The sequence below is a fragment of the Streptomyces sp. NPDC001515 genome (assembly GCF_053597115.1).
The window spans coordinates 1-19,539 of the sequence record NZ_JBSFHN010000056.1 but is presented as its reverse complement, the minus strand read 5'-3'; the positions used below and the strand labels follow the sequence as shown (position 1 = coordinate 19,539).

The 19,539-nt window shown below is 73.7% G+C and carries 18 protein-coding genes; 16 read left to right on the top strand and 2 right to left on the bottom strand.

Annotated elements, in window-relative coordinates; genetic code table 11:
* The first annotated feature begins 184 nt into the window (after positions 1 to 184).
* Positions 185 to 2,242, top strand: coding sequence for a DUF7507 domain-containing protein (locus ACWCXC_RS35820; protein WP_450891683.1), 2,058 nt, complete (start codon positions 185 to 187; stop codon positions 2,240 to 2,242).
* Positions 2,243 to 2,385: 143 nt separating this feature from the next.
* On the opposite strand, the gene argG is transcribed toward ACWCXC_RS35820, so the two are convergent.
* A complete protein-coding gene (gene argG, locus ACWCXC_RS35815) occupies positions 2,386 to 3,831 on the bottom strand; it encodes an argininosuccinate synthase (protein ID WP_383639946.1) in 1,446 nt (481 codons plus the stop codon).
* A 275-nt stretch (positions 3,832 to 4,106) separates the two neighbouring features.
* On the opposite strand from argG, the gene ACWCXC_RS35810 reads away from it, so the two are divergent.
* The 9 genes from ACWCXC_RS35810 to tsaE all read left to right on the top strand — a co-directional run bounded on the left by ACWCXC_RS35810 (position 4,107) and on the right by tsaE (position 15,061).
* A complete protein-coding gene (locus ACWCXC_RS35810) occupies positions 4,107 to 6,917 on the top strand; it encodes a M4 family metallopeptidase (protein WP_450891682.1) in 2,811 nt (936 codons plus the stop codon).
* Positions 6,918 to 7,097: 180 nt separating this feature from the next.
* The gene (locus tag ACWCXC_RS35805) at positions 7,098 to 7,463 is read left to right on the top strand and encodes a DUF2750 domain-containing protein (RefSeq protein ID WP_450891681.1); all 366 of its coding nucleotides are present in this window, start codon (positions 7,098 to 7,100) and stop codon (positions 7,461 to 7,463) included.
* A gap of 113 nt (positions 7,464 to 7,576) precedes the next feature.
* Complete coding sequence (glmS, locus tag ACWCXC_RS35800) at positions 7,577 to 9,424, top strand: glutamine--fructose-6-phosphate transaminase (isomerizing) (RefSeq protein ID WP_450891680.1); 1,848 nt, start codon at positions 7,577 to 7,579, stop codon at positions 9,422 to 9,424.
* A 25-nt stretch (positions 9,425 to 9,449) separates the two neighbouring features.
* A complete protein-coding gene (locus tag ACWCXC_RS35795) occupies positions 9,450 to 9,818 on the top strand; it encodes a holo-ACP synthase (protein WP_450683855.1) in 369 nt (122 codons plus the stop codon).
* A gap of 270 nt (positions 9,819 to 10,088) precedes the next feature.
* On the top strand, positions 10,089 to 11,555 hold the full coding sequence (locus ACWCXC_RS35790; protein WP_450891679.1) for an NAD(P)H-hydrate dehydratase: 1,467 nt from the start codon (positions 10,089 to 10,091) through the stop codon (positions 11,553 to 11,555).
* Positions 11,556 to 11,592: 37 nt separating this feature from the next.
* Complete coding sequence (locus ACWCXC_RS35785) at positions 11,593 to 11,979, top strand: DUF488 domain-containing protein (protein WP_450683857.1); 387 nt, start codon at positions 11,593 to 11,595, stop codon at positions 11,977 to 11,979.
* 70 nt (positions 11,980 to 12,049) lie between these two features.
* Positions 12,050 to 13,195: an alanine racemase gene (gene alr / locus ACWCXC_RS35780; protein ID WP_450891678.1), complete on the top strand. Its 1,146-nt coding sequence runs from the start codon at positions 12,050 to 12,052 to the stop codon at positions 13,193 to 13,195.
* Positions 13,196 to 13,280: 85 nt separating this feature from the next.
* Positions 13,281 to 14,480, top strand: a complete 1,200-nt coding sequence (locus ACWCXC_RS35775; protein WP_450683859.1) for an alpha/beta fold hydrolase — start codon at positions 13,281 to 13,283, stop codon at positions 14,478 to 14,480.
* Positions 14,481 to 14,509: 29 nt separating this feature from the next.
* The gene (gene tsaE / locus ACWCXC_RS35770; protein ID WP_450683860.1) at positions 14,510 to 15,061 is read left to right on the top strand and encodes a tRNA (adenosine(37)-N6)-threonylcarbamoyltransferase complex ATPase subunit type 1 TsaE; all 552 of its coding nucleotides are present in this window, start codon (positions 14,510 to 14,512) and stop codon (positions 15,059 to 15,061) included.
* A gap of 363 nt (positions 15,062 to 15,424) precedes the next feature.
* Here tsaE and ACWCXC_RS35765 read toward each other — a convergent pair whose 3' ends face one another.
* Entirely contained in the window at positions 15,425 to 15,964 is a 540-nt protein-coding gene (locus tag ACWCXC_RS35765) for a hypothetical protein (RefSeq protein WP_450683886.1), read from the bottom strand.
* Between the two features lie 205 nt (positions 15,965 to 16,169).
* On the opposite strand from ACWCXC_RS35765, the gene tsaB reads away from it, so the two are divergent.
* The 6 genes from tsaB (at position 16,170) to ACWCXC_RS35735 (ending at position 19,526) form a co-directional block, all read left to right on the top strand.
* Positions 16,170 to 16,817, top strand: a complete 648-nt coding sequence (tsaB, locus tag ACWCXC_RS35760; RefSeq protein ID WP_450683887.1) for a tRNA (adenosine(37)-N6)-threonylcarbamoyltransferase complex dimerization subunit type 1 TsaB — start codon at positions 16,170 to 16,172, stop codon at positions 16,815 to 16,817.
* Entirely contained in the window at positions 16,814 to 17,371 is a 558-nt protein-coding gene (rimI, locus tag ACWCXC_RS35755; RefSeq protein ID WP_450891677.1) for a ribosomal protein S18-alanine N-acetyltransferase, read from the top strand. Before tsaB ends, rimI begins: the two co-directional genes overlap by 4 nt.
* Positions 17,371 to 18,477: a tRNA (adenosine(37)-N6)-threonylcarbamoyltransferase complex transferase subunit TsaD gene (gene tsaD / locus ACWCXC_RS35750; RefSeq protein ID WP_450683862.1), complete on the top strand. Its 1,107-nt coding sequence runs from the start codon at positions 17,371 to 17,373 to the stop codon at positions 18,475 to 18,477. The genes rimI and tsaD overlap by 1 nt, the downstream gene beginning before the upstream one ends.
* Positions 18,474 to 18,752 (top strand): hypothetical protein, encoded by a 279-nt coding sequence (locus ACWCXC_RS35745; protein WP_450891676.1) that lies wholly within the window; start codon positions 18,474 to 18,476, stop codon positions 18,750 to 18,752. Before tsaD ends, ACWCXC_RS35745 begins: the two co-directional genes overlap by 4 nt.
* A 148-nt stretch (positions 18,753 to 18,900) precedes the next feature.
* Positions 18,901 to 19,263, top strand: coding sequence for a YciI family protein (locus ACWCXC_RS35740; protein WP_450891675.1), 363 nt, complete (start codon positions 18,901 to 18,903; stop codon positions 19,261 to 19,263).
* Between the two features lie 65 nt (positions 19,264 to 19,328).
* Positions 19,329 to 19,526, top strand: coding sequence for a hypothetical protein (locus ACWCXC_RS35735; protein WP_450891686.1), 198 nt, complete (start codon positions 19,329 to 19,331; stop codon positions 19,524 to 19,526).
* Positions 19,527 to 19,539: the final 13 nt, after the last annotated feature.

Genomic DNA, 19,539 nt, shown 5'->3' with positions numbered 1-19,539 from the left:
GTTCGACAGGAGTACGAACGGGCAGGGGGGTGGGCTCGGTCACGCCGGGGGCGCGCCGCCGCGCCGCCGTTCGGGTCCGTCCCGGTTGCGCCATTGCGGCGCCCGGTCCGGGGCGGGCGGTGTGGTGTGCGAACCACCTCGAACGCATTCTTACTGTCACTTTATGCTACGAAACCATCCCAAGGTGTCACGCCGCGGTCGCGCGGTGCCGGCGACCGGGGCCGTGGCCCTGACCGCCGCCGTCATGGCCGCCCTCCTCGTCCCCGGGACCGTGCCGGTCGGCCACGCCGCCGCCACGGGACCGGCCCTGGTCGACGAGACGTTCACCGGAGCGACGGCCGACACCGACTTCACGGCAGTGGGGCCCGCCTGTCTGACCGGGGCCCTGCCCGCCACCCCGCCCCCGGGCGGCACGGCCCACCCGCTGGGCGGCTGCCCGGACCCGGGGGTGGGCCCCGTACCGCCCCGCAGTGCCGCGCCCCACGGCTACCTTCAGCTGACCGACGTGGGCAACGACCGCTCGGCCGCCGTGATCCACAACAAGGCCCTGCCCGCGAACGAGGGCCTGGAGGTCTCCTTCGACCAGTGGCAGTACGGCGGCACGCCCGCCGCCAGCCCGGCGGACGGCATCTCGTTCTTCCTGGTGGACGGCGCCGCCGACCTCTTCGCGCCGGGCGCCTTCGGCGGAAGCCTGGGATACGCGCAGAAGCTGCCGGACGACGACCCGGGCCGGGACTTCCTGCCGGGCGTCGCCCACGGCTACCTCGGCGTGGGGCTGGACGTCCTGGGCAACTACTTCGGCGACTGGGAGCACCGCGGCAACGGCTGCGCGCGGCGGTCCCCGGCCGGTACGGAGTTCCGGGTTCCGGCGCCCGGGGCCAACATGGTCACGGTGCGCGGCCCCGGAAACGGCACCGAGGGCTACTGCTTCCTGGCCGCCACCACGGACAACCTGACGACGGACGGGCCCTGGCCCTCCACCCTGCCCGGCACGCTCCACGGGCCGACGACGGCGGCCGACCTCCCTCCGGGCACGACGCCCGAGCAGGCCGAGCAGATCCTGGAGCGGTCCCGCCGCACGGTGACGGTCCGGCTGAGCCCGGCCCCCGACCCGGTGCTGACGGTCCTCGTCGACTTCCACGACGGCGCAGGCGCCCAGCAGGTCCTGGAGACACCCGCGCCGCAGCCGGTGCCGGCCACGTACAAGTTCGGCTTCGGCGCCTCGACCGGTGCCTTCACCGATGTGCACCTGCTGCGCACGCTCTCCGCCCGGTCCCTGAAGCCGCTGCCCCGGCTGAACCTGGTGAAGCAGGTCAGCATCGCCGAACCGCTGCCCGAGGTGATCGTGCCGGGCACGGCGGTGCCGTACGAGTTCGTCGTGACGAACGCCGGGGAGACCGACCTCACCGACGTGGCCGTCGACGACCCCACGGTCGGGCCGGTGACCTGCCCCTCCGCCACGCTGGCCGTCGGCGCGACCATGACCTGCACCGCGTCGTACACCGTCACCGCGGCCGACGCGGTCCGCGGCTATGTGGCGAACACGGCGACGGCGACCGGGAAGAGCGGTGAGGAGTCCGTGGAGTCCCCGCCGTCGAGCGTCGAACTGCCGCTGGGCGGCAAGGGCGGGGTCGGGCTCGCCCTGATCAAGGAGGTGGACGACTCGGAGCCGTACGGCGCCGGGGACGAGGTGGAGTACACGTACGTCGTCAGCAACGTCACCGACACCCCCGTCGAGGACCTGGTGATCGAGGACGACCGGCTCGAGGGCATCACCTGCGCGTCCACGACGCTGGCCGCGAAGGGGACCCCGGGCGACAGCACCACCTGCACCGGCGTCTATACGGTGCGCGCCGACGACGTGGAACGGGGGAGTGTCGTCAACACGGCCGTGGCGAAGGGCAACGGCGGCACGGTCACGTCCCCGCCGGCCGAGGCGACGATCCAGGTCACCGAACCGACGACCGAACCGACGCCGCCCACCCCGACCCCCACCCACACGCACAGTCCCAAGCCCACGCACAGTCCCAAGCCCACCCACAGCCCCACCGGCACGCACCAGCCCAGTCACCCGCCCACCTGGCCGGAGGAGACCTCCTCCGGGGGCGGCCACACCGGTGGCCAGCTGCCCGAGACCGGAGCGCCGGACCTGCTGCCCCTCGGGATCGGCGCGCTGGCGATGACCGCGGGCGGGGCGCTGTTCCTGACGCGGCGGCGGCCGGGAAAGGGGCGCGCGCACTGAGGTGAGGGCGGCCGGCCGGAGGTGAACGAGGCGCCGCCCCGCAGAAACGAAGACCGGCCGGGCCCCTGGAGGAGGGGCCCGGCCGGTCTGTGTACGGACGCGTCGCGGTGACTGTGTGCGTGTCGCGGTGTCCCGGCGCGGTACTAGTCCGTGCCGAACTCCATCGCGGCGCGGTCCAGCATCTCGTCGTCGTCGGAGACCTCGCCGCGGGAGGCGATGGCCTCGGCGCCGCCCTCCGGCAGGGTGCCGATCAGACCGGTCGCGGCGGCCTGGGCCGCGCCGATGGCCGGGTTGGCGGTGCCGATGAGGCCGATGCCGGCGTACTGCTCCAGCTTGGCGCGGGAGTCGGCGATGTCGAGGTTGCGCATGGTGAGCTGGCCGATGCGGTCGACGGGGCCGAACGCGGAGTCCTCGGTGCGCTCCATGGAGAGCTTGTCCGGGTGGTAGCTGAACGCCGGGCCCGTGGTGTCGAGGATCGAGTAGTCCTCGCCGCGCCGCAGCCGCAGCGTCACCTCGCCGGTGACGGCCGCGCCGACCCAGCGCTGGAGGGACTCGCGCACCATGAGCGCCTGCGGGTCCAGCCAGCGGCCCTCGTACATCAGGCGGCCGAGGCGGCGGCCCTCGTTGTGGTACTGGGCGAGGGTGTCCTCGTTGTGGATCGCGTTGACCAGGCGCTCGTACGCGGCGTGCAGCAGGGCCATGCCCGGGGCCTCGTAGATGCCGCGGCTCTTGGCCTCGATGATCCGGTTCTCGATCTGGTCCGACATGCCCATGCCGTGGCGGCCGCCGATGGCGTTGGCCGCCATGACCAGGGCGACGGCGGACTCGAACTTCTCGCCGTTGATGGTCACCGGGCGGCCCTGGTCGAAGCCGATCGTGACGTCCTCGGTCTCGATCTCGACCGAGGGGTCCCAGAACCGCACGCCCATGATCGGCTCGACGGTCTCCACACCGGTGTTCAGGTGCTCCAGGGTCTTCGCCTCGTGGGTGGCGCCCCAGATGTTGGCGTCCGTGGAGTACGCCTTCTCGGTGCTGTCGCGGTACGGCAGGCCGTGGGCGACCAGCCACTCCGACATCTCCTTGCGGCCGCCGAGCTCCGTGACGAAGTCCGCGTCCAGCCAGGGCTTGTAGATGCGCAGGTGCGGGTTGGCGAGCAGACCGTAGCGGTAGAACCGCTCGATGTCGTTGCCCTTGAAGGTGGAGCCGTCGCCCCAGATCTGCACGTTGTCCTCGAGCATCGCGCGCACCAGGAGGGTGCCGGTGACGGCGCGGCCCAGCGGCGTGGTGTTGAAGTACGCGCGACCGCCCGAGCGGATGTGGAAAGCGCCGCAGGTGAGCGCGGCCAGGCCCTCCTCGACGAGCGCGGCGCGGCAGTCGACCAGGCGGGCCAGCTCGGCGCCGTACGCCTTGGCGCGGCCCGGCACGGAGGCGATGTCCGGCTCGTCGTACTGACCGATGTCGGCGGTGTAGGTGCACGGGACGGCACCCTTGTCGCGCATCCACGCGACCGCGACCGAGGTGTCGAGCCCGCCCGAGAAGGCGATGCCGACGCGCTCGCCGGCCGGCAGGGAGGTGAGGACCTTAGACATAGGAAGATTATGCATCATCTCGCATGATCATGCAAAACGGGTGTCCCTCTTACCTCCGTACCCGGGCGCGGCGCAGCCCGTACGGCGGGAGTGCAGACAAGTGGGCACCCCCACTAGTGGCCATCGGCCACGCATTGTCTGCGGCCCGTGACCCCACTTCCATGGCGGCAGCGAAGACCTCGCGAACCCCGTGAAGCCCATTCGTGCCACTGGAGGGAACCACCGTGCGGAGCTCAGCACGCAGAGCGGTCAGATCGTCAGGAGCCCGTGGCGGCATGGCCGTCGGCCAGGGCGTGGCGGCCCTGCTCGCCGCAGCCGGTCTCGTCATGACGGCCCTGCCCGCCGCCCACGCGGACACCGCGCCGGCGGCGGCCGCGTCCGACCTCACCCCCGGCACCGGGACGGACACCCCGTCGCTCGTGACCGGTCTGAACGAGCAGGTGTCCGCGACCGTCCCGGCGGCCGACGCCGCACGTGGCCACCTCAGGGCCAAGTCCGGCCGCTACCACATCGCGGACACCTCGGCGAAGGACCTCGCCTCCCTCGGCACCACCACCGAGAAGGGCGGTAAGGAGACGGTCCGGCTCCAGCAGAAGTACCGGGGCGTCCCGGTCCTCGGCGGTCAGTACGTGGTCCGGATGACGAAGAAGGACGGCAAGCGCGCCGTCACCGGCACCTCCGGCACCTACTTCACCGAGCTGAAGCTGGACACGGTCGCCCCGAAGGTCTCGGAGAAGACCGCGATCGAGCGTGCCGTCGGCGAGGTCGCCGCGCAGTTCGACCGCGGCCTCCTGCGCGCCCCGGCCAAGGGCGCGAAGCCCGGGAAGGCCGACTTCACCGGCACGGCGGGCGACGTCACGATCCTTCCGCAGGGCACCGGTGTGCTGACCCGGCACATCACCGTCACGGGCACGAACCCGGCCGACGGCTCGCCGGTCCAGCAGGAGGTGTACATCGACGCGCACTCCGGCTTCCCGGTCATGCGGTACAGCGGTATCCAGACCTTCGACGCGACGGGCGGGGCCACCGGGCCCGCGCAGGGTGCGGAGACCGTCGACCCCGCCTCGACGCTCCCCGCCGGCGACGAGCTCGTCGTCAACGGAAGCGGCGTCCGCTACAACGGCCAGAAGGTCGACATCAATCTGTACCGGGACATCAAGGGTTCCCTCCAGATGATCGACTACGGCCGCCGGGCAGCCGACTCCCCGCTCGACGGCCCCATGATCGCCACCTACGACGCGCGCGGCCGTGAGGCTGCCAGCGCCTCCGGCGTCTGGCCCGCGGGCGTCACGTACTTCTCGCCCGCCACCCCGGAGCTCGGCGAGGACTACACCGACTCCGGTGCCGTGGACGCCCACTGGGCGGCCGGCAAGGTGTACGACTACTACAAGAACCACTTCGGCCGGAAGGGCCTGGACGACAAGGACGGCTTCATCTACTCCCTGGTCGGAGTCGTCAGCAACGGCAAGCCGTACAACAACGCCTTCTGGGACGGCCAGAAGATGGTCTACGGCCAGGGCGGCGGCGACTACCGCACCTTCTCCGCCGACACCGACGTCGTCGGCCACGAGATGACCCACGGCGTCGTCACCCACACCGCGAACCTGGTGTACGCGGGCCAGTCCGGCGCGATGAACGAGGCCATAGCCGACTACTTCGGCAACGCCATCGACCTGGAGGCCAACGGCCAGTCGATGGACGACCCGGACTCCGGTCTCCTCGGCGAGGACCTGTGCACGACGCTCGGCCCGCGCGAGTGCGCCCTGCGCGACCTGAACGACGGCGCCACCACGTCGAAGAACTTCATCGGCGTCACCTACGGCGGTGACAACGGCGGCGTCCACCTCAACTCCACGATCTTCTCCGGCTCCCTGTGGGACATGCGCCAGGACCTCGGCGCCGAGTTCGCCGACCAGATCGTCTACCGCGCGCTCTCCGCGTACATGACCCCGCTCGACGGCTTCACCGAGGGCCGCGCCGCGGTCGTCGCGGCCGCGAAGGAGCTGGGCGCCACCAAGGCCCAGCTCAAGATCGTCACGCGCTCCTTCGACGCGCACGGGATCGTCCCCGGCTGGGAGAAGGCGCTCGGCGTCGACACCGACACCCTGATGTCCAAGGTCAACATCTACAACACCGGCGTCGGCGCCGCCGGCGGCACGTACGTCGTCTCCCGCTCCAACGAGGACGGCAGCGAGCCCTACTCGGTGTGGCTGGGCAGCACCTCCGGCAAGGGCCGGCCGCAGCTGGTGAGCGCCAACAACGGCGACTACAACGTCTACGCCAACACCGACGGCAAGACGGTCGTCTGGGCCGACTACAGCAGCGACGGCGTCAAGATCATGGCGCGCCCGGTCGGCGGCGGCCTCGCCAAGGTGGTCGACGCCATCGGCAGCAACGTCTCCGGTCTCGTCGTGGACGGCGACTACGTCGCCTACACCGTCGTCAACCCGCAGTACGGCGTCACCAACGTCCGCTACGTCAACATGAAGACCGGCGAGGTCGGCCTGGTCGACGGCGGACGCCCCGCCCGCGTCTCCGGCCTGCCCTCCGTCAAGGACGGCAAGATCGCCTTCGTCAAGCTGGCCCCCGGCGCGAACGGCGACCCGGTCCTCGGCGTCGACGTCTTCGACGGCGCCACCCACACCACGACCTCGATGCCCGTCGACCCCGACGTCATGGGCGTCGGCCAGACCGCGATCACCGACGACGGCGTCTTCTGGATCGAGGACGACGACGCCACCGACGACGGCCGGGCCGCCGTCCGCCGCGCGAACCCCGACGGCACCAACCCCCTCACCATCACCCCGGAGGCGGGCGCGGGCTCCCTCCACGCCTACTCACTCTCCGCCTCCGACGACGCCGTCAACGTCTCCACCGTCCTGCCGGCCACCTGGTGGGCCAACGACACGATGATGAAGCTCTACCAGGTCGCGCCCGACGGCAAGGGCGGCCCGCGACGCGTCTCCTGCAACCGCGGCGAGCAGGCGTTCGGCGACTCCGACGAGGGACAGCGCGTCGTCTGGCTCGACGGCACCACCGGCTACACCGACCTCGTCAAGCGCGACCGCCCGTCCGGCACCTGCTGACCCCCGGGATGACCGGCGGACCAACGGAACAGCGGCACCACTGAACGCGGCGGCCGGACTCCTTGGGGGGAGCCCGGCCGCCGTTCGGGTGGGGGCGGGGGTACAGTCCCCTCCACCCCCGGGGAGGGGTGCCGGAACGGCGCGGTGATCCCATCACATCGGCAGGGACGGGGACTTCGGGTGAGTGCGAGCGCGGCGCAGACGGCGGCGTTCTTCCGTGACGTCGTCCTGACCCGGACCGTGTGGTGGGTCCGGGACGACGAGGGCAGCCCGGTCCCGGTGACGGGTTCGGGGCAGCGGGCCTTTCCCTACTGGTCGTCCGCGTCCCGTGCGGACCACGCCGCCCGGGTGTGGGGGCCGTCGTTCGGGGCCGTTTCCCTGCCGTTGGAGCACTGGCGGGACGCGGCTCTGCCCGCGTTGGCCGAGGAGGGCATCCGGGTGGGGATCAACTGGAGCGGGCCGCGTCTCACCGGATGGGACTTCACAGTCGCAGAGGTGGCGAACCGCCTCTCGCACGCTTTGGGCGAGCCGCCGTACGCCCCGTGAAGGGCGGCCGGGCGGCGAACCGGGGCGGGGGCGCCTCGCGCGCAGGGCTTGAAAAGGGCCTCGCTTCTGCGAATATGCGATGAATAGGGGGTAATCGGCAGAAAAGGGCAGCCATGTGCGGAATCGTGGGTTACGTCGGTGGGCAGTCGGCGCAGGACGTCGTCGTCGCGGGTCTCAAACGGCTGGAGTACCGGGGCTACGACTCCGCCGGGATCGCGGTCCTCGCCGACGGCGGGCTGGCCGCCGCCAAGCGGGCCGGAAAGCTCGTCAACCTGGAGAAGGCGCTGGCCGAAGGGCCGCTGCCGGTCGGCGGCGCCGGCATCGGCCACACCCGGTGGGCCACCCACGGCGGCCCCACCGACGCCAACGCCCACCCGCACCTCGACAACGCCGGACGCGTCGCCGTCGTCCACAACGGCATCATCGAGAACTTCGCCGCGCTCCGCACCGAACTCGGCGGCCGGGGCCACGATCTGCGCTCCGAGACCGACACCGAGGTCGTCGCTCACCTCCTCGCCGAGGCGTACGCGCAGAGCGGGGACCCGGCCGAGTCCATGCGCCAGGTCTGCCGCCGCCTGGAGGGGGCCTTCACCCTGGTGGCCGTCTTCGCGGACGCCCCGGACGTGGTCGTCGGCGCCCGGCGCAACTCCCCGCTCGTCGTCGGCATCGGCGAGGACGAGGCCTTCCTCGCCTCCGATGTCGCCGCCTTCATCGCCCACACCCGCTCGGCGGTCGAACTCGGCCAGGACCAGGTCGTGGAGCTGCGCCGGGAGGGCGTCACCGTGACCGGCTTCGACGGCGCGCCCGCCGAGACCCGCGCGTACCACGTGGACTGGGACGCCTCCGCCGCCGAGAAGGGCGGCTACGCCTCCTTCATGCTCAAGGAGATCGCCGAACAGCCCAAGGCCGTCACCGACACCCTCCTCGGCCGCATCGGCCCCGAGGGCACCCTCCACCTCGACGAGGTCCGCATCACCCCCGGCGAACTGCGCGAGGTCCACAAGGTCGTCGTCGTCGCCTGCGGCACCGCCTTCCACGCCGGGATGATCGCCAAGTACGCCATCGAGCACTGGACCCGCATCCCCTGCGAGACCGAGCTGGCCAGCGAGTTCCGCTACCGCGACCCGATCCTGGACCCGCACACCCTGGTCATCGCCATCTCCCAGTCCGGCGAGACCATGGACACCCTGATGGCCCTGCGGCACGCCCGCGAACAGGGCGCCAAGGTCCTCGCCATCTGCAACACCAACGGCTCCACCATCCCCCGCGAGTCCGACGCCGTGCTCTACACCCACGCCGGGCCCGAGGTCGCCGTCGCCTCCACCAAGGCGTTCCTCACCCAGCTCGTCGCCTGCTACCTCGTCGCGCTCTACCTCGGCCAGGTCCGCGGCACCACCTGGGGCGACGAGATCGGCGCCGTCATCCGCCAGCTCTCCGAGATCTCCCGCTCCGTCGACCGGGTCCTGGAGACGATGGAGCCGGTGCGCGCGCTCGCCCGCTCGCTCGCCGGCCACGACACCGTGCTCTTCCTCGGCCGGCACGTCGGCTACCCGGTCGCGCTGGAGGGCGCGCTGAAGCTCAAGGAACTCGCCTACATGCACGCCGAGGGGTTCGCCGCGGGCGAGCTGAAACACGGGCCCATCGCGCTCATCGAGGACGGGCTGCCGGTCGTCGTGGTCGTCCCGTCCCCGGCCGGCCGCTCCGTCCTGCACGACAAGATCGTCTCCAACATCCAGGAGATCCGCGCCCGCGGCGCCCGCACCGTCGTCATCGCCGAAGAGGGCGACGACGAGGTCGTCCCGTACGCCGACCACCTCATCCGCGTCCCCGCAACGCCTACGCTGCTTCAGCCGCTGGTCGCGACCGTGCCCTTGCAGGTCTTCGCCTGCGAACTGGCCACCGCCCGCGGCAACGAGGTGGACCAGCCGCGCAATCTGGCGAAGTCCGTCACCGTGGAGTGAGCCGGGAGAGAACGAAGGTGCGTACGTGATCATCGGGGTGGGGATCGATGTGGCGGAGATCGAGCGGTTCGACGCCGCGCTGCGCCGCACACCGCTGCTGGCCCGGCGGCTGTTCGTCGACGCCGAGCTGCTGCTGCCCGACGGCGAGCGGCGCGGGGTCGCCTCGCTGGCCGCCCGCTTCGCCGCCAAGGAAGCCCTGGCCAAGGCGCTAGGCGCGCCCGCCGGACTGCTCTGGACGGACGCCGAGGTGTACGTCGAGGAGGGCGGCCGGCCCCGGCTGCGGGTGCGCGGCACCGTCGCCGCCCGCGCCGCCGCGCTCGGCGTGCGCCACTGGCACGTCTCGCTCAGCCACGACGCCGGCGTCGCCTCGGCGGTGGTGATCGCCGAGGGGTGAGCCGGCGCGGTGGTCGTGCCCGGTCCGCGCCGGGCGGGCGAAGCGGAGCGGGTGCGTGTCCGGGGCCCGCGCCGGGCGGGGAGCGGTGTACGCGCCCCCGCGCCGCGCCGGGCGCGGTGTTCGCGTCCACGCGTCGACCGGTGCGGGGAGTGGTCTTCGCGCCGCGCGGGGCGCGGTGTTCGCGTCCACGCGTCGACCGGTGCCGGGAGCGGTCTCCGCGCCTCCGCGTGAACCGGGGCGCGGAGCGGTGTTCGCGCCTACGTTGGTGCCATGCGTACCGCCTACAGCGTCTCCACCGTACGGGCCGCCGAGCAGGCCCTCATGGCACGGCTGCCGGAGGGCGCGCTGATGCGGCGCGCCGCCGCCGGGCTCGCCGCCGCCTGCGCCGATCTGCTGCGCCGCACCGGCCGCGTCTACGGCTCCCGGGTCGTCCTCCTCGTCGGCACCGGCGACAACGGCGGCGACGCGCTGTACGCCGGGGCCCGGCTGGCCCGGCGCGGCGCGGGCGTCGTGGCCGTGCGGGCCACCCCCGGCCGGGCCCACGAGGGCGGCACGGCGGCGCTCCTCGCGGCGGGCGGGCGGGTCGTGGACCCCGATCATCTCGGCCCGCACCGGGACTGGGTCGGCCGCGTCGACCTCGTCGTGGACGCGATCACCGGCATCGGCGGACGCGGCGGACTGCGCCCGGCGGCGGCCGGACTGGTCGAGCGGTACGCCGCGCACCCCGCGCCGATGCTCGCCGTCGACCTGCCCTCCGGCGTCGAGGCGGATACCGGTGAGGTCCCGGGGGAGGCCGTCCGCGCGGACGTGACCGTCACCTTCGGGGCGTACAAACCGGCGCTCCTGATCGACCCGGCCGCCGCACGCGCCGGCGCCCTCCACCTCGTCGACATCGGGCTCGGCGCCGAGCTGCCGGAGGTCCCCGATCTGGAAGCGCTCCAGTACGCGGACGTCGCCGCGCTGCTGCCGCTGCCCGCCGCCGAGAGCGACAAGTACCGGCGGGGCGTCGTCGGCGTGGCCGCCGGATCGGCCCGCTACCCCGGCGCGGCCGTGCTCGCCGTCTCCGGGGCGCTGCGCGGCGGCGCGGGCGCGGTCCGGTACGCCGGGCCGGGCGGCGCGGCCGTCATCGCCCGGCACCCGGAGACCCTGGTCCACGACGGGCGGCCGTCCGAGGCCGGGCGCGTCCAGGCGTGGGTGGTGGGCCCCGGACTCGGCGACGGCACCGAGGCCGCCCTGGCCGTCTCCGACGTGCTCGCCACCGACGTGCCGGTGCTCGTCGACGCGGACGGGCTGCGACTGCTGGACGCCGACGCGGTCCGCGCCCGCACCGCCCCGACCGTGCTCACCCCGCACGCCGGGGAGGCCGCCGCGCTGCTCGGCGTCGCCCGAGAGGAGGTCGAGGCCGGGCGGCTCGCCGCCGTACGCGCCCTGGCCACCCGCTACCGCGCCACCGTGCTGCTCAAGGGCTCCACCACCCTGGTCGCCACCGACGACCCGCACACCCCGGTCCGGGTCAACCCGACCGGCACCCCGTGGCTGGCCACCGCCGGCAGCGGCGACGTGCTCTCCGGACTGACCGGCTCGCTGCTGGCCGCCGGACTCGCCCCGCGCGACGCCGCGTCCGTCGGCGCCCATCTGCACGGCCTCGCCGCCCGGCTCGCCGCCGACGGTTCCCCGGTCGCCGCCCAGGACGTCGCGGACGCCCTCCCGGCGGCCTGGCGGGACGTGCGGGCCTGAGCGATCCTGGGAGGCGGACGGCGAGAGGAGACCGGCCATGGGCGGCGACAGCGGCACCGACGTGCGGGTACGCCGGGCGTACGACCCCCGGGAGGACGACGACGGCACCCGCGTCCTCGTCGACCGGCTCTGGCCGCGCGGGGTCTCCAAGGAGCAGGCCGCCATCGACCACTGGCTCAAGGACGTCACCCCCTCGTCCGAGCTGCGGTCCTGGTACCACCAGGACCCCGCCGGCCGCTACGACGACTTCGTGGACCGCTACCGCGCCGAGCTGGCCGACTCCGTCCACGCCCCGGCCCTGGACGAGCTGGTCGCCCTGGTCCACGACGGCCCCGTGACCCTCGTCACCGCCGTCAAGGACGTTCCGCACAGCCACGTCCCGGTCCTCGTCGACCAGCTGGAGCACGAGCTGCACCACCACTGACCTGCGCTTCGGCGCGGCGCTCCGGACACGGGCGAGGGCCCGGGGGCGCGGCTCTGAGAGACTGGGCGCGATGAACGAGACCGCGTCCTTGAGAGCCCGTGCCGAGATCGACCTTGCCGCACTGCGTGCGAACGTACGCGTTCTGCGCGCCAGGGCCTCCGGTGCGCAGCTCATGGCCGTGGTCAAGTCCGACGCCTACGGACACGGCGCCGAGCGCTGTGCGCGCGCCGCGCTGGAGGCCGGGGCGACCTGGCTGGGCACCGCGACCCCGCAGGAGGCGCTGGCGCTGCGCGCCGCCGGTCTCGGCGGCCGGGTGATGTGCTGGCTGTGGACGCCGGGCGGGCCCTGGCGCGAGGCGATCGAGGCCGATGTCGACGTCTCCGTGAGCGGGATGTGGGCGCTGCGCGAGGTCACCGAGGCGGCCGGGCAGGCGGGCCGCCCCGCCAGGATCCAGCTCAAGGCCGACACCGGCCTGGGGCGCAACGGATGCCAGCCCGCCGACTGGCCCGGACTGGTCGCCGCCGCCCGTGCGGCGGAGCGGTCCGGCACCGTCCGCGTCACCGGCCTCTGGTCCCACTTCGCCTGCGCCGACGAGCCCGGCCACCCCTCGATCACCGCCCAGCTGGAGACCTTCCGGGACATGGTGGCGTACGCGGAGAAGGCCGGCGTCGAGCCCGAGGTGCGGCACATCGCCAACTCCCCGGCCACGCTCACGGTCCCCGCGTCCCACTTCGACCTGGTGCGGACCGGCATCGCGATGTACGGCATCTCGCCCAGCCCCGAGCTGGGCACCCCCGCCGACTTCGGGCTCCGCCCGGTGATGACGCTCGCCGCCTCCGTCGCCCTGGTCAAGCGGGTGCCCGCAGGGCACGGCATCAGCTATGGGCACCACTACACGACGTCCGAGGAGACCACGCTCGGTCTGGTGCCCGTGGGCTACGCGGACGGCATCCCGCGCCATGCTTCGGGGCGCGGCCCGGTCCTGGTCGGCGGGGCCCGGCGGACGGTCGCGGGCCGGGTGGCCATGGACCAGTTCGTCGTCGATCTGCACGGCGACGAGCCGGCGGTGGGCAGCGACGCGGTGCTGTTCGGTCCGGGGGACCGGGGCGAGCCGAGCGCCGAGGACTGGGCGCGGGCCGCCGACACCATCGCGTACGAGATCGTCACCCGGATCGGCGGCCGGGTGCCGCGCGTCTACCGGGACGACGCTCCGTAGCGCTCCGGCTTTCGGGAGCACGGGGGCCGGACCGGGCTCCTTGACCGGGCACGAGCGACGACCGACGGACGAGGAGTGCGGCACGGTGAGTGGGATCAGCGCGCAGGACGCGGCTTCGGCCGCCTCGGCGGCCGGATGGCGCCGGGCCGGGATCGCCGGGGCGGCCATAGGCGTGCTCGCCGCCGGGGCAGCGGCCGGGGTCGCGGTCGAGCGGCTGACGGTGGGCCGGAGCATGCGCAAGCGGGCCCGGCTGGCCCTGGACGCCACCGGACCCTACGGCTCGCTGCGCGGGCTGCCGGGGCGGGCCGTCGCGGACGACGGCACCGAGCTGTACTACGAGATCGACGAGGCCGAGCCGGGCGGTACCGAGGCGGGCGGAGCACCCGCGTCCGGCCACCGCCGCCGGCGGCTCTTCGGGCGCAAGGCCCCCGCCCCCGTCACCGTCGTCTTCAGCCACGGCTACTGCCTCGGCCAGGACTCCTGGCACTTCCAGCGCGCGGCCCTGCGCGGTCTCGTCCGCACCGTCCACTGGGACCAGCGCAGCCACGGCCGCTCCGAGCGCGGCCGGGCCCAGGCGCGGGGCGTGCACGTCGGCATCGACCAGCTCGGCCGCGACCTCAAGGCGGTCATCGACGCCGCCGCGCCCGAGGGGCCGCTCGTCCTGGTCGGCCACTCCATGGGCGGGATGACGGTGATGTCCTTCGCCGAGCAGTACCCCGAGCTGATGCGCGAGAGGGTCGCCGCCGTCGCCTTCGTCGGCACCTCCGGTGGCCGGCTGAACGAGGTCAGCTTCGGGCTGCCGGTGGCCGGGATGAACGCGGTGCGGCGGGTGCTCCCCGGGGTGCTGAAGGCGCTCGGTTCGCAGCCGGAGCTGGTGGAACGGGGCCGGCGGGCCACCGCGGACCTGTTCGCCGGGCTGATCAAGCGCTACTCGTTCGGCTCCCGGGACGTGGACCCGGCCGTCGCCCGGTTCGCGGAGCGGCTCATCGAGTCCACGCCCATCGACGTCGTCGCGGAGTTCTACCCGGCCTTCGCCGAGCACGACGCGACGGACGCCCTCCCGCTGTTCCGGGACGTGCCCGTGCTGATCCTGGCCGGGGACAAGGACCTGGTGACCCCCAGCTCCCACAGCGAGGCCCTCGCGGACCGGCTGCCCGACGCCGAACTGGTCATCGTCCCCGACGCGGGGCACCTGGTGATGCTGGAGCACCCCGAGACCGTGACCGACCGCCTCGCCGACCTGCTGGTACGGGCGGGCGCCGTCCCCGGGGCCGACAGGCCCTGAACCCGGCGAAGGCCCTAACGTTGGCGGGCATGGAAGCACCGCACAACGGCCCGGACGCCGGGCCCGCCGCCCCCGACACCGTCACCCTGACGCTCGCCGTCGATTCCCCCGAACAGATGCGGGCCCTCGGCCGCCGCGTCGCGTCCGTGCTGCGCCCCGGTGACCTGGTGATGCTCACCGGCGAACTGGGCGCCGGGAAGACCACCCTGACCCGGGGCCTGGGCGAGGGACTGGGGGTGCGGGGCGCCGTCACCTCGCCGACCTTCGTCATCGCCCGCGTCCACCCCCCGCTGGGCGACGGCCCCGCCCTGGTGCACGTCGACGCCTACCGGCTGGGCGGCGGGCTCGACGAGATGGAGGACCTGGACCTCGACGTGTCGCTGCCGGAGTCGGTGGTGGTCGTCGAATGGGGCGACGGCAAGGTCGAGGAACTGTCCGACGACCGGCTCCGGGTGCTGATCGACCGGGCGGTCGGCGACACGGACGACGAACGGCGCGTGGTGACGCTCGTCGGTGTCGGCCCCCGCTGGTCGGGGCTGCGTGCCACGTCGTGGGCGCCATGGGAGGCGGCGGCCGGGTAGCCGGGGCGGCGCGGCTGTTTCCGACAAGGTGTCGGGAAGATGTTGCGCCGGGCGGTGCGCGCGTGGTCACATGGAGGACGAGAGCAGGTTAGGTGTGCCTAACGTGCCTTCCCGCAGAGCCCCAGGAGGCGTCCATGCCGACACCGGAGCGCGAAACCCGACCGCCGCGGGCGGTGTCCATGAGAGACCTGCTCGCCGCGGGGGCCGCCGCCACCGCGGTCTCCACCCCGCCCTGCCCGCCGCCCGGAAACAGAACGCCCGCGCCGCGCGAGAGCACGGGCGCGGGCGCGCGGCGGTCCTGACCGCACGGGGGCGGGGGTCCCGGCCCGGCGCCCCAGGGGAGCACCGTCCCGGCCACGGCTCCTACGGGACCACGACCACCGTCGCGTTCACCGTGGCGAAGGTCCACACCGCGGAGCCGTCCGCCCGCGCCATGCGCACCCCGCCCGCCTTCACGGACGGGTCGGGGGCGTCCATCGAGCCGTCCTGGGCCGCGCTGAAGCCGATCGCCACGTCGTCCGTGGAGGCGAAGCGGACCACGTGCTCGATCGGCACCCCGTCCGAGCCGGTGACCCGGCCGGAGCGCGAGGTGACCCGGTAGGTGCCCGGGGCCGGACCGACCGTGCCCGGCATCACCGTGAAGGTGCGGGTCGCCTTGTTGTGCGCGTCCACCAGCCACACCCGGCGGTCGTGCAGCGCGTAGACCACGCGCTTGCCCGTGCCGGAGGCGGCCGGTACAGCGAGCGGGTCCCGCTTCGGCTTCGGCTTGACGGCGTGACCGTCCTTGGCCGGGGCGCTGGCGGAGGGCTTCGGCGTGACGGAGAGGTTGTCGGGGACGTTCGCCGACGCCTGGTAGGCCAGAAAACCGACCACGGCGACGGCCGCCGCGGTGAGCCCGGCCACGATTCCCGAGCTGCGCCTTGACACCGTGCGGCCCCTTTCGCCGTTCTCCGCGTGCCCGCCTGCGCGGTATGTCGTACAAGCGTTTACACGTATTTCGCGTGCACCTGGTGACGGTAGCAGCCGGGGCGGCCGCTCCCGGGACGCCGTACGGGGCGCCGCCGCGCCCGCGGCGGCGCCGTAGGCTGTTTGCGTGCTCTTGCTCGCCATGGATACCGCCACTCCCGCCGTCACCGTCGCCCTCCACGACGGGACCCGCGTCGTCGCCGCGTCCGGCCGGGTCGACGCCCGCCGGCACGGGGAACTGCTGCTGCCCGCCGTCGACCGGGTCCTCGCCGAGGCCGGGGTGACGCTCGACGCCGTGACGGACGTGGTCGTGGGCGTCGGCCCCGGCCCGTACACCGGACTGAGGGTCGGCCTGGTCACGGCCGCCACCTTCGGCTCGGCGCTCTCCGTCCCCGTGCACGGCGTGTGCACCCTGGACGGCCTCGCGTACGGCGCCGGGCGGGCCGGGCTCACCGGCCCGTTCGCCGTCGCGACGGACGCCCGCCGCAAGGAGGTCTACTGGGCGCGGTACGAGGACGTCCGCACCCGGACCGAGGGCCCCGCCGTCGACCGGCCCGCCGACCTCGCCGAGCGGCTGGCCGGCCTGCCCGTCGTCGGCGCCGGAGCGCTGCTCTACCCGGAGGCGTTCCCCGACGCGCGCGGCCCCGAGCACGTGGCGGCCGGCGATCTGGCCGCCCTCGCCGCCGAACGGCTGGCCGCGGGGGAGGCGCTGCTGCCCCCGCAGCCGCTCTACCTCCGCAGGCCCGACGCGCAGGTGCCGAAGAACTACAAGGTGGTCACGCCCCAGTGACCGTCACGACCGCGGTGCTGCGCGAGATGCGCTGGTGGGACATCGAGCCGGTGCTCACCCTGGAGCACGAGCTGTTCCCGGAGGACGCCTGGTCCTCCGGCATGTTCTGGTCCGAGCTGGCCCACGCCCGGGGCCCCGGAGCCACCCGTCGCTACGTCGTCGCCGAGGACCCCGGCACCGGGCGGATCGTCGGCTACGCGGGCCTGGCCGCCGCCGGCGACCTCGCCGACGTCCAGACCATCGGCGTCACCCGCGACCACTGGGGCGGCGGGCTCGGCGCCGCGCTGCTGACCGACCTCCTCAAGCACGCCACCGCCTTCGAATGCGCCGAGGTGCTGCTGGAGGTCCGCGTCGACAACCTCCGGGCGCAGAAGCTCTACGAACGCTTCGGCTTCGAACCGATCGGCTTCCGCCGCGGCTACTACCAGCCCGGCAACATCGACGCCCTCGTCATGCGCCTCCACCTGCTCGAGGAGCGGGGCGCGGACACGGGCGGGGACGCACACCACGACGTACCGGGGCACGCACCGGGAACAGGAACAGAGACTGACTGATGGCTGACGAACCGCTCGTACTCGGCATCGAGACCTCCTGCGACGAGACCGGCGTCGGCATCGTCCGGGGCACGACGCTGCTCGCCGACGCCGTCGCGTCCAGCGTCGACACCCACGCCCGCTTCGGCGGCGTCGTCCCCGAGATCGCCTCCCGCGCCCATCTGGAGGCCATGGTCCCCACGATCGAGCGCGCGCTGAAGGAGGCCGGGGTCGCCGGACGCGACCTCGACGGCATCGCCGTCACGGCCGGACCCGGCCTCGCCGGGGCCCTGCTCGTCGGCGTCTCGGCCGCCAAGGCGTACGCGTACGCCCTGAACAAGCCGCTCTACGGGGTGAACCACCTCGCCTCGCACATCTGCGTCGACCAGCTGGAGCACGGGCCGTTGCCCGAGCCCACCATGGCGCTCCTGGTCAGCGGCGGGCACTCCTCGCTGCTGCTCGCCCCGGACATCACCAGCGACGTGCGGCCGCTCGGCGCGACCATCGACGACGCGGCGGGCGAGGCGTTCGACAAGATCGCCCGGGTGCTGGACCTCGGCTTCCCCGGCGGCCCCGTCATCGACCGCCTCGCGAAGGAGGGAGACCCCGCCGCCATCGCCTTCCCGCGCGGACTGACCGGCTCGCGCGACCCCGCGTACGACTTCTCCTTCTCCGGTCTGAAGACCTCCGTCGCCCGCTGGATCGAGGCCAAGCGCGCCGCGGGCGAGGAGGTGCCGGTACGGGACGTGGCGGCGTCCTTCCAGGAGGCCGTGGTCGATGTGCTCACCCGCAAGGCCGTCCGGGCCTGCAAGGACGAGGGCGTCGACCACCTGATGATCGGCGGCGGCGTCGCGGCCAACTCCCGGCTGCGGGCGCTCGCCCAGGAGCGCTGCGAGCGGGCCGGGATCCGGCTGCGGGTGCCCCGGCCCGGCCTGTGCACCGACAACGGGGCCATGGTCGCCGCGCTCGGCGCGGAGATGGTGGCCCGCAACCGCCCCGCCTCCGATCTGGAGCTGTCCGCGGACTCCTCGCTGCCGGTCACCGACCCCCACGTCCCCGGCGCGCACGGCCACGCGCACGACCACGACCACGTGCACGAGATCAGCAAGGACAACCTCTACTCATGAGCGGAACGACCGTCGCCCTGATGTGGGAGGCCCGCGCCGCCGGGGGCCGGGGCGCGGAGCTGCTGGAGTGGGCGCGTGCCCAGGCCGCCGCCCTCGCCCGGCCGCCGCTGCGCAGCGAACTGCTCCGCGCCCCGCAGGACCGGGTGCTCGTCATCACGTGGTGGGAGGGCGCTCTCGGCGACGCCTTCCCCGAACTGCCCGAGCCCGACGCAGGGGCCGTCACCCGTCCGGTGCACCGCTGGCGGTTCGAGTCGCTGGGGCCGGCGGACGGCTGACCGGAGCGTCCCGGTGGCCGGGGCGGAGGGGCCTGGAGAAGAATTTCCGAAAAGAATCTCCGGGAGCTGTCGATCCGGCGGCCGCCCGTTCGACGCAGGGGTGAGAGGCAGGGGAACGGACCCCGCCCGCCCGACCCGAGGAGTCACCATGCCGCGCTTCATGTCGCTCATCCGCCTGGACGAGCGGGCCGCCGAGTCCTACGAGCCCGACCCCGGCTTCGACGAGCGCGTCACCGCGCTCTTCGAGGAGATCAACAAGGCGGGCGTCATGCTGGACACCGCCGGCCTCACCCCGACGGCCCAGGGCACCCGCGTCCACTGGTCCGGCGGCACGCTCAGCCAGACCGACGGCCCGTTCACCGAGACCAAGGAGGTCGTCGGCGGCTATGCCATCCTCCAGTGCAAGGACCGGGCGGAGGCCCTGGAGTGGGCCCGCCGCTTCCTGAGCGTCCACCCGGTGAGCTGGAACGTCACCTGCGAGGTCCGGGCCCTCGACGAGCCCGCCGGCTGACCGTCCGCCCCGCCGCCCCCGGCCGCGTTTGCCCGGCCGGGGGCGGGCTGCTCTGATGGGTGCCCGTGACGGCAACGGGCGTGGTGGAGACGGTGTTCCGGATCGAGTCCGCGCGGATCATCGCTGGGGTCGCCCGGATCGTCCGCGACGTGGGCATCGCCGAGGAACTGGCCCAGGACGCCCCAGGGCGTGTCCGGTGGGTCATGGCCGGGGGCGCGACGCCTGGCACGGCACCTCGCGGCGTTGCCGAAACGCCCGGATAGCTCCGCTATCAGG

Bases quoted from the DNA above. Each gene is read 5' to 3' on its own strand.
- argG (WP_383639946.1), bottom strand. From the start codon at position 3,831: ATGTCTAAGGTCCTCACCTCCCTGCCGGCCGGCGAGCGCGTCGGCATC.
- ACWCXC_RS35810 (WP_450891682.1), top strand. From the start codon at position 4,107: ATGGCCGTCGGCCAGGGCGTGGCGGCCCTGCTCGCCGCAGCCGGTCTC.
- glmS (WP_450891680.1), top strand. From the start codon at position 7,577: ATGTGCGGAATCGTGGGTTACGTCGGTGGGCAGTCGGCGCAGGACGTC.
- ACWCXC_RS35790 (WP_450891679.1), top strand. From the start codon at position 10,089: ATGCGTACCGCCTACAGCGTCTCCACCGTACGGGCCGCCGAGCAGGCC.
- ACWCXC_RS35785 (WP_450683857.1), top strand. From the start codon at position 11,593: ATGGGCGGCGACAGCGGCACCGACGTGCGGGTACGCCGGGCGTACGAC.
- alr (WP_450891678.1), top strand. From the start codon at position 12,050: ATGAACGAGACCGCGTCCTTGAGAGCCCGTGCCGAGATCGACCTTGCC.
- tsaE (WP_450683860.1), top strand. From the start codon at position 14,510: ATGGAAGCACCGCACAACGGCCCGGACGCCGGGCCCGCCGCCCCCGAC.
- tsaB (WP_450683887.1), top strand. From the start codon at position 16,170: ATGGATACCGCCACTCCCGCCGTCACCGTCGCCCTCCACGACGGGACC.
- tsaD (WP_450683862.1), top strand. From the start codon at position 17,371: ATGGCTGACGAACCGCTCGTACTCGGCATCGAGACCTCCTGCGACGAG.
- ACWCXC_RS35745 (WP_450891676.1), top strand. From the start codon at position 18,474: ATGAGCGGAACGACCGTCGCCCTGATGTGGGAGGCCCGCGCCGCCGGG.
- ACWCXC_RS35740 (WP_450891675.1), top strand. From the start codon at position 18,901: ATGCCGCGCTTCATGTCGCTCATCCGCCTGGACGAGCGGGCCGCCGAG.